The following is a 6,799-nucleotide window of genomic DNA, read 5'->3' on the forward strand; positions in this document are numbered from 1 at the left end:
TTCTTCTAACTTTTTAGATGAAACTTGAATACTTGAATTTTGTATTTCATCATGGTCATCAGTAACACTTATTCCTTGAAGTAAAGCATCTTTATTTTCCGAATCAACCTCTATATCATTTACTCCATTTATAACTGGTGCTTCATTATATATTGTGTTGATTCCTTCTTTTTTAATTTGGAATCTTACATTGTTAATATAATCTAATGTAGATACACCATCACTGTAATCTTCCTTTTCTTTTGTTATATCTCCATAAATATCATCTTCAATTTTTAAATTTAAATCTGTATTTAAGATATTTATTTGAATATAATCTGTTTCTTTAATTTCTAATTCTAAAAGCTTTTTAAGTTCTTCACTATTATCATGGTTATCTAATAGCTTTATATTTAATTTTTCTTTATTTTCACCATCAATAACCCTTAATTCTAATAGCTCATTACTTTCATTATTGCTTTCATTTGAACTTTCATCTTTATTAATAGAAAAATCTTTTTCTATATTTTTAGATACTTCAAACTTTTTAGTTTCTCTATTAAACTTTAGTGATAAAAATTCTTTAATATTAGAAGAATTACTTATCGTTTTTTCTTTTATGAAAAAAGTAAAAATACTATTTTTTAATTGATTTTCAACCTTTTCTTCTTTAACTTCAGTTTCTCCTTCTAATTTGCTAATATCAGCTGTTTTTTCTTCAGAAACAACTTCTTTTTTTGTATCAGAATCTTCTTTTTGTATATCTTTATTTTCAGATTCTTCTACTTCTTTGACTTCATTTGAGTTTAATGTAGCATTAGCTATTAATTGTGTTGGTAAAAATTCAATTGTCATTAATGCTACACATATCAAAGATAAAAGTCTTTTTCTTTGTTTCACTACTTCACCTCCCATTATGTAAAGTTATAATACTTCACATATTCTTGATACTTTTAAGTAGTTCTCTCACTAACTTATTATACTTTTAAATAAGCGTAGCTTATTTTTTTATTTCATCCCTCCATTCTTAGAAACATATAAAAAAGATTTAAAAATACTATAACTAATAAACTATTAACTATACTACTTTTAAATCTATTATAATTTTAACATATTTCAACTTTTTTCGCTATTTTTTCGCAAAATTTTATATTCATTATATAAAAAAATTTAATATATTTTATGACCAATTATACTCACTAGTTATTGGATTATATTCCATATAAACTCCATCTTCTATTGATATTTTATATTTTAGTATTTCTACATCTTCAACTAATCTACTATCTGGTCCTACTATTAACACTTCTTTTGACTTTTCTCCTGAAGATACTAAACCACTTATATTAATATCTTCAACAGTGTCAGTATTTTTATACTTAACTTGTAAAGTCATATTTGTTATTGTTTTATTAGAATTATTTTCATAATAAGTTTTTAATAACGGATGATCTCCATCTTGGTTTATATTAAATACAACATTTATAGTGTCTATAGTAAAAGGTTGCTCTATAGCAGTAGAAAATCTACTTTCCTCTGTATTTTTAGTACTTTTTATAATTAAAAATGCCCCCAAGATAAATACAACTATTAAAGATATAGCTATTATTATATTTTTATTGCTTTTCAAAGCAGCCCCTCCTTTTTTATGACCAATTATAAGTATTGGTTGTTTGATCATATTCCATATAAGTTCCATTTTTCAATGTAACTTTATACTTTAAAAATTCTAAATCTTCTTCATTTCCACTGTCAGGTGCTTCTCCATAAAAATCTGAAGATATCTGTCCTGATTTAACTAACTCATCTAATTCATAAGAAACAACTTTATTTTCAGATTTGAATCTAACTTCTATAACCATATTACTTATATCATGCGATGAATTGTTGGCATATGTTATTATAGCTTTCTTATTATTATCTTCATTAGAAATTTTAATTGATACATCTATAGAGTTTATAGGCACTGGAGCTTCTAGCAATTTATATTTACTAATCTTATTGAATTTACCTCCAGCAAATGAAGCTAAAAATACAATCAACCCTATACCTACTACAATTCCAATTGCAATAATGCTATTTTTCTTTTTCATAATTGCTCACCAACTTTATCTGTAATTTATATTAACTTTCACTAGGATTTTGTAGTGCTGAATTTTCACCACTTCCAGTAGAACCTGAACCTGAATCAGCTCCTTCATTACTTCCACCACTAGTTATATTTCCACTAGAAGGTGTACTTGAAGCATTTCCTTCAGAGCCTGTGCCTGCACTACCATCTGCTCCATTTTCTGTGCCTGCATTTGTGTTTTGAGTAGAGAAAGATAATATTAAACTAAAATTAGAAACAACATCAGTTGTCTTATTTTCACTTTTAGGTGTTTCCCATAAATCACTTCTATAATATATTCTAGCAGTTTCATTAGAACCAATTTCACCTAATTTATTTTCTTCAGAAGTTCTATTTGTATTTTCACTATTTAAATTTATTGTTTTTAAGTATGTACCTTGTTGTGGTCTATCATAGTTTAAACTTAATCTCATTTGAACTTTTCCATCATTAGAATTTGGCTCTTCTATATATAAAGGTGCTACTTGTTCTGAATTTGAAATACTAAGTAAACCATCAGAAGAACTATTTGAAGTTACTTTATCAAAACTTTTAAATGATACATCTAAAGGATATGTTCCATTGTTAGTTATATAATAATAAGGGCAAATAAATTTACCAGTAAATCTTATAGGATCATCACTCACTATCATAAAGTTCATATTTAATGGAACTGTTACTGATATTTTAAACAAATTCTCATCATTAGGCTTAGTACCTATTAAATCTCCATTTTCAATCCCATCAAAATTTGGCATATCATCTCTATCTGGTCCCCATGGACCTATTGCACCATCAAGTTTCACCTCTGGATTTGCTGATTCAACTTTATTAACATTCCCATTTGAATTAGAAGTACTACTTCCTCCTGTTGTTCCACCATCAGTTGAACCTGATTGACTTCCTCCTGATTCTCCAGTAGCTCCTGTTGAACCTGAAGTTTCAGTAGACGTTGTTTCTGCCAAATATTTTATAGAATTTGCTTCTGTAATTGATGAAAAATTTATTAAAGTAAATAATACTCCTAAAATTAATGCTCTTTTCACTATATCCCCCTCTTTCATCCTAATTTTCAATAGCTATTATTAATTTAGCCACTGATACACCTAATAACTGTTCACTTTCAGGATCATATGCACTTATAGTAGCCGTTGCTTCATATTCACCTTTTTTAAGATTTCTACTCAATTTTGCTTTTTCTATGTATTGATTAGGTTTAAGTTTACCACTTTTAAATATGGTTTTGTTATTGGAATCTAATTTAATTTCCACATCTATTAAATAATTATTAAAAGGTGGATTATATATTCTTATATTACCTTCTGATTTTCCATTCTCAAAAAATGGTCTTGAATTAATCTCAAAAGAAAAAGTTGATTCATCGGCTTTTCTTTGCATTATCTCTTCAATTTCAGATGCAGTATATCCTGATATAACACCATCTTGTATTATGGCTCCAGTTGAATTACTACCATAATTTTTATAAACATTTACACTTAATCCTACAATTACACCTATTCCAATAAATGCTGAAAAAATTAAAATAAATTTAATGTTTTTTTTACTAAAACTAAATTTCATTAAATTGTATTCCTTTCTATAATAATCTAAACTATAAGATTTTAAGGGGAATAATAAACATTCTTCCCCCTTTTTTAATCATTAATATTATAATTTTATTCTGAGCTTTTTTTAATTCTTAAAGTCAATCTAAAGGTATCTTTAATTGGTTTATTAACTTCTAATGGATTTTGCCCAGCAACGCCATTTAAAGTTAATGTTGTAGATGAATTTGCTAATACTTTAACTATTTTCTTTTTAGCTTCAGAAGCTTCTTGTTCTCCAAGTTGGGAAACTATTTTTCTATGCCCTAAATAAACTCTCTTTAAATTTCCTTCTAAATATAAATTAATTTCATTCCTTTTATAATTAGAGTTAATTGTTGTTTTAGAAATTGTGTTTTCATCTTTTACTCTATTAGATATTATAAGTTTTATACCATTATCACCATTATAATCTAAAAATTCTTTAACACTTATATCTACCGGTACTTCTCCATTATTAGTTATATTTATATTAGCACCTATAAACTCTGCATCTTTATTGACAGTAAATGCTATTGCTGTTGGAATACTTACACTTATTGTCTTTTTAGGTGTTTTTCCCGCATCACTTTTAATTCTACCTTCAGTTTTTATAGTAGAATCTTTTGTTGATTCATTTGTAATTATATTTTCTTCAGTTTTCTTGTTACTATCATCACTTGAAGAATCTCCTTGTACTGTATCACCAGTTCCACCTTCCACTACACCATCATTTACACCATTATCAGTATTCTCATCATCTACCATTGAAATTAACTTATAATTATTTATCAACATTTCTTTAGCATTTCTTAAATCTATTACTTCATTTACTAATTCAGCTTCTCTTGGTCTTGACTTAGTATATTTAAGAACTTTTAAAGTATATACTTTTTCTTCCAGCAGATCATACTTTAACTTTACTAATTCATTTGTTTTTACATAATCTTCTCTTATTATTTCATTATTTTCATCATATAATATAACTTTTCCAGATTCTAAAGTATTGTCTATATCTTTAATGGTAAATTCAGCATCAATATTTATATTATCATCTTCAATATTGCCATCTACCACTAAATCATCAACTATTGGTTCTTCTGGTAAAACTTCTATGGCAACACTTTGATTTATTAAAACTTCAGTACCATCTGACATTATTATGGTTTCCAATGTTAGATTATTAATTCCTGCTATTTCAGGAGCTTGTACAACTGTTGAATACTTATCTGATTTAGAAAATAAACTTCTAGTTAATTTTCTTGTGGCATTATATTCTTTACCATTAACAACAACTTTTTCTACATATATATAATCTTTAGATGATTTAACATCAAAGTCAATATTCACTTCTTCTTTCTTTTTTACTATATCAGATTCTGTTTCTAAAGATACCACCGCTAATTCCAATGCTGTTGTTTCAACTCTAACTAAAAAATCTTTTTCTAGCTTAGTATTATCACTTAATTGAACATTAGCTTTTACAGTATATAAACCTGGTTTATATGTATCAACAGTATTTTCCGTAATAACTATCTTATTAGTTATATTACTACCATCAATATCAGTGGCAGATAATTTTAGATTTTTTAAAGGATCAAATTTATCACCTTCATAAATCATTAAATCTTTCCCTATAAAAGATGATTTATCAATAAACTCTTCTTTCTTATTTTCAATTTTATCATTATCATTACTTGATGAAGTATTATTGCTATTGTTTGATGATGGCTTTTCTTCTACATAGTAATTATTAGAAGTACTACCATTATTTAAAGTATTATTATTACTGTAAGTGGAAGTTTCTGTAGTCGTATCATCTTTTGGAATTTCTGATGGTGTGAAGCTATCAAATCCACTTTTAATAGCAGAAGCTGTAATTGGACCTTTTACTTCATCTTCTTTCTTTACAATAGTTTCTTCTTTAAATTCCTTAAGGCTAATTTCTTTTCTAAAAGCATACAATGCTACTTTTTCTTTCACTTGTTCATAATTAGGATCTCCATCTATTAAAGATTTAATATAAAAATTTGTTTTTTCTATATAACTAGGTTTTACAATTATTGTCCCTAAAAAAGCAATAATAATTATACTTCCCCCTGTAATATAGTAGTTCTTTTTATGTTTGTAAAATTCTCTTATTTTTTCTATAATTTTATCTCTCTTCATTATTCATGCCCCTATAAATTATACTTATAATTTATGCCATTCTAAAATCTTATCATAATTTTAACAAATTTTTAAATACTCTTAAATAAATATTCGTAAATTCTTTTTTTATTTCGTTAATTTTATAATTTAACAACTAAAAAAATCGACATAATATCAAAAAATACTAAGTCGATTTAATCTATTTTAATTGCTTTTATTCATTAACACGCTTTTTAATCTTCAAAGTTAAAATAAACTTATCAGATGCTGGTTTAGTTATCGGTTTAATACCAGCTTTTCCTTGAATATCTATTCTTTTAACTTGAGGTGTTTCATTTCCACTTGATAATGTTAATAATTTCACTCCAGATTCTGATAATGTACTTAAATCCACATTTTCTGATACTCCACCATTACCATCTTTAGTTGCTGATAAATATGCAATCCCTTCACTTCCCACCAATTTTAATGATATTGATTTCCTATCAAGTTCTTTATTTGTTAACACTTCTTTTTCTGAAATAATTTCAATATCTCCATTTCCTACCTTCTTAAAACCATTAGCATATACATCTATTTCTTGTCTACCTTCATTTATTACTTGTAAAGTAGGTCCAATAAGATTACCTGATTTATTTACTGTAAAGTTTGCTGTTGTTGGAACTGTTACTTTAAAATTAGTTACAGGCATATTACCCTTGTCATCCATTACATTTCCTATGATTTTAATATCTTGAGTTGGTTCTTGATTATCCAATCCGCTTATTTCACTTTTTCCTTCTATAGAGGCAAGATTAGTATTTACTTGTCTATAACTTCCTTCATTTTTAGAAATACTCATTCTAAGCCTAGACTCAGCTTCATAATCAATTGAAGCCATAGATATTTGTTCATTTTCATTTAATAATTCATTATTAAATTTACTTACTTCAATATTTTCTACAAACAATTCTTTTTCTAAATGAAAATCACTAAC

General features: G+C 26.3%; 7 protein-coding genes. All 7 read right to left on the reverse strand.

Annotation, left to right across the window (positions count from 1 at the left end):
- Nucleotides 1–879 (reverse strand): hypothetical protein (locus BHW04_RS01085; protein ID WP_302698563.1); only part of this gene is annotated, 879 nt, incomplete at its 3' end.
- Between the two features lie 280 nt (nucleotides 880–1,159).
- On the reverse strand, nucleotides 1,160–1,609 hold the full coding sequence (locus tag BHW04_RS01090; RefSeq protein WP_186835626.1) for a hypothetical protein: 450 nt from the start codon (nucleotides 1,607–1,609) through the stop codon (nucleotides 1,160–1,162).
- Nucleotides 1,610–1,625: 16 nt separating this feature from the next.
- Nucleotides 1,626–2,072 (reverse strand): hypothetical protein, encoded by a 447-nt coding sequence (locus tag BHW04_RS01095; RefSeq protein ID WP_302698565.1) that lies wholly within the window; start codon nucleotides 2,070–2,072, stop codon nucleotides 1,626–1,628.
- A 31-nt stretch (nucleotides 2,073–2,103) separates the two neighbouring features.
- Nucleotides 2,104–3,135 (reverse strand): hypothetical protein, encoded by a 1,032-nt coding sequence (locus BHW04_RS01100; protein WP_302698567.1) that lies wholly within the window; start codon nucleotides 3,133–3,135, stop codon nucleotides 2,104–2,106.
- Nucleotides 3,136–3,154: 19 nt separating this feature from the next.
- Nucleotides 3,155–3,670: a hypothetical protein gene (locus BHW04_RS01105; protein WP_186835629.1), complete on the reverse strand. Its 516-nt coding sequence runs from the start codon at nucleotides 3,668–3,670 to the stop codon at nucleotides 3,155–3,157.
- 95 nt (nucleotides 3,671–3,765) lie between these two features.
- Complete coding sequence (locus tag BHW04_RS01110) at nucleotides 3,766–5,841, reverse strand: hypothetical protein (protein ID WP_302698569.1); 2,076 nt, start codon at nucleotides 5,839–5,841, stop codon at nucleotides 3,766–3,768.
- A gap of 196 nt (nucleotides 5,842–6,037) precedes the next feature.
- A partial coding sequence (locus tag BHW04_RS01115; protein WP_302698571.1) for a hypothetical protein occupies nucleotides 6,038–6,799 on the reverse strand: 762 nt, incomplete at its 5' end.

The organism is Clostridium sp. 29_15 (genome assembly GCF_001916075.1).
Lineage (GTDB): Bacteria > Bacillota > Clostridia > Clostridiales > Clostridiaceae > Clostridium > Clostridium lentum.

Bases quoted from the DNA above. Each gene is read 5' to 3' on its own strand.
- BHW04_RS01110 (WP_302698569.1), bottom strand. From the start codon at position 5,841: ATGAAGAGAGATAAAATTATAGAAAAAATAAGAGAATTTTACAAACAT.
- BHW04_RS01095 (WP_302698565.1), bottom strand. From the start codon at position 2,072: ATGAAAAAGAAAAATAGCATTATTGCAATTGGAATTGTAGTAGGTATA.
- BHW04_RS01105 (WP_186835629.1), bottom strand. From the start codon at position 3,670: ATGAAATTTAGTTTTAGTAAAAAAAACATTAAATTTATTTTAATTTTT.